Annotated in this window: 1 protein-coding gene; it reads left to right on the forward strand. The window is 39.7% G+C overall.

Annotation, left to right across the window (positions count from 1 at the left end; genetic code table 11):
* Positions 1–429: 429 nt before the first annotated feature.
* A partial coding sequence (locus tag ACE1ET_RS20295; RefSeq protein ID WP_375730256.1) for a LamG domain-containing protein occupies positions 430–3079 on the forward strand: 2650 nt, incomplete at its 3' end.

A 3079-nucleotide genomic window follows, 5' to 3' on the forward strand; every position in this document is an offset into this window, starting at 1 on the left:
AAAGTTGTTAAGCAGGTTGTACCATCTTCAGGCAAAGAAAACATTAGTATTGACGGCTCAGGATTATATATCATTAAGGCTGAAAGTGCTGGTGCAAGTAAATTGTTTAAGGTTGTTAAAACTAACTAGAAAATAGTAAGTAATATTTAATGAGGCTGTCCGGAAACCGGACAGCCTTTTTTATAGTAACAATATCCTGCCTGTATTTGCACTGCAGCTGTCTGTAAGATTCTTATGTTTCAGTTTATAAGGTTTTTAACTGGCGAAGATTTGATAGTTAAAAAAATAATTTATACTATTTTGTTAAATAAGTTATAGTATTTGCTTGCGATTTAAGTGTAAATGAAAAAGACATTCAATAATTTTAACGCTTGTTTATGAAAAACAAATCGTGAATTATTATTAATAGTACTAACTAAAAGTTTATTTATGAAAACAAATTCTTTACTTAAGTATTTGATGGGTTTTATTTTGTTTGCAGGGATCTTTGTTTCTGGAAACATTAAAGCGCAATCAGTAGATGCAACGGGTACCTTTAATCCGGTAAGGGATACCGGAATTGTTTATGCCGGCATAACATTTGTTGACGGTGATAACGATGGTGTTTTTGATTGTTCAATCGTTTTGTCTGAACCTGCAATCGCAGCATGGGGTGATTATTCAGCCGCTGTTGCTGTATATTCAGATCGTCTGACCGTAAGAAACGGTGGAGGTTGGGTAGATGCAGGTACAGTGGAAAATCTTGTAGTTCCTGTTCCGAATCAGGTTTACCATTTCTGGTTCGATCTTGACGTTACAGCTAAGACCTATACAACATGGGTACAGACTGCAGGTATGGCTGAACCGGTGAAAATTTTCACAGATGCCGCCTTCAGAAATACGAATATTGAAAGTATTTTAAGATGGTCTGCACTTCATAATCCTGATGCTGAGCCTGATACCGTTAAGGTATTAAAGGTTGCCCAGGTAGAAGCTGTAGGTATTACCGGTAATTATGCTATGAGCTTACCGGGTGGTGCTGATGGATCACTGAGCAATGTTGATATTTCTGGTCTTGGTCTGACAACCTTACCTTATACGGTAGAGATGTGGGTTAATTCAGGAGCAGATCAGATTGCCAATGCCGGGCTTATTTTTAACCGTCCGGGTAATTTCGGATTCCAATATACTTCGGGCTGGCAAAGTACTTCTCAAAGTGTAAGGTATATGGCGGCCGGTGGCGAACAGTACGGCTCCAATTCCTTAACCCCTGATGTTAGCCAGGGAACCTGGCATCATTTAGCTGTGGTTATGACGGAAACAACACGTACAGTTTACTTTGATGGTATTGCTGCTGAAGAAACAGCAACATTCACACCTAATGACTTTTCAGCCGGTAACACGTATATAGGTTGGGACAGTGGTGCAGCAGACAGAGCCTTTAATGGTCTGGTTGATGAAGTACGTGTCTGGAATGTGGCAAAAACATCAGAAGATATAACAGCTGGTAAATTTCAGTTGTTAAAAGGTGATGAAGATGGTCTGGTAGCCTATTATAATTTTAATGATACTGCTGAAATGGCCACAGATCTTACTGTCAATGCAAATAACGGAACAATTAACGGAGGTACATATGTCGAATCAAATTATATGGATTTGAGTGTTGCTGCTCCTGTTGTTTCCATGTCAGAAACAGTTCCTGTGATGGTTGAAATTGGTATGAAAGGATATCCTGTTTACGTAACAACCAACAATACAGATGCAGCTCTTGGAATTAAGGTTCCTGAAGGATTTTCTGTTACACCTTCTTCATTAACTGCTGCCAACTATGATAACGGACAGGCTAAATTGATGGTAAATGTTACAACAGCAGCTGCCGGTGATTCAGGTTCTATCGTAATCACCTTTGATGGTAAAGGAATTGATTCAATTGGTGTTGAAGCTGTTGAACCTTACCAGCGTTATTTCCTTAAAGAAGCAGAAAGCGGATTATTACTTGGTAGTGCATCTTCAAGCGATGCTCAGCCTGCGTTAACAGATAGCATGAATGTAGCAGCACAGCATTTTATGTTACGTCCGGTAAATGAAGGTGTTGACGACAGCCTGTATTATATTATTCAGGATGTGAATTACAGTTTCTTCAGTAAAAAGTCAAGCAGCGGATGGAGTACTAAATTTGGTACATTGGAAGATGGCGTATGGAAAGTTGTAAAAGGTGTTACCGATTACTATACCTTTATGAACATGGTAAATGACAAATACTGTGGTGCCGATGGTACAACAGCAGATTCATGGTATTATGCAGACAAAACAGGTGCCGCAGTTGATAGCTTCATGATGATAGAAGCACCTGTAGCGGTTATCCCTGCTGTTCTGGCGCATTCATATACATTCGAAGAAGCAGATACCGTAATAGATGTGGTTGGCGGTTTGAATGGTACGCTGGTTGGTGATAAAATTACCGTAGCCGATGGTAAAGTCACAGTTTCAGGTGCTACAACAAATACAGATGGTTATATTACATTCGATGCAGCAGCGCTTGCATTACATACCTATAAGGCCGTTACTTTGGAAGCATATGTTGAAACAGGGAATACCCTGAATACTTGGTATACCATGCTTGCTTATTTCGGAAATAATAACGGTGGAAGCAGGTGCTTCTGGATTCAACCAACACGTGATGGTAATGAATCAAGAATTGAAACAAATAATGGAAGTGCAACGGTAACAGCTGCTTTACCTGGTACCGAAATCGACGATGGTGAATTCCATCATGTAGTGGCTGTTTTATCACCGGATTCATTACAGTACTATCTGGATGGTGTACTTGTTAGTTCAGCTGCTTTAAATGGTGATTTTATAAGTACACTGGATACTGAAATTGCACAACTATTTAAAGGTCCTAATGGCTGGGCTGATCCAAACTATAATGCGTCGCTGACCGAATTCAATATTTATAATGGTATTATGTACCCTGATATGGTTGCCGCAAGGGCAGAAGAAGCTATGTCGCATTACGGACCTAAGAAAGTAGCTTATGTACAGAAATCTGGTAAAACAGTAGTAGCCACAGCAGCCGATCCGTACAATGATCCGATTG

This window comes from Quyinboa mangrovi, assembly GCF_042219825.1.
Taxonomy (GTDB): domain Bacteria; phylum Bacteroidota; class Bacteroidia; order Bacteroidales; family UBA5342; genus JBHJHP01.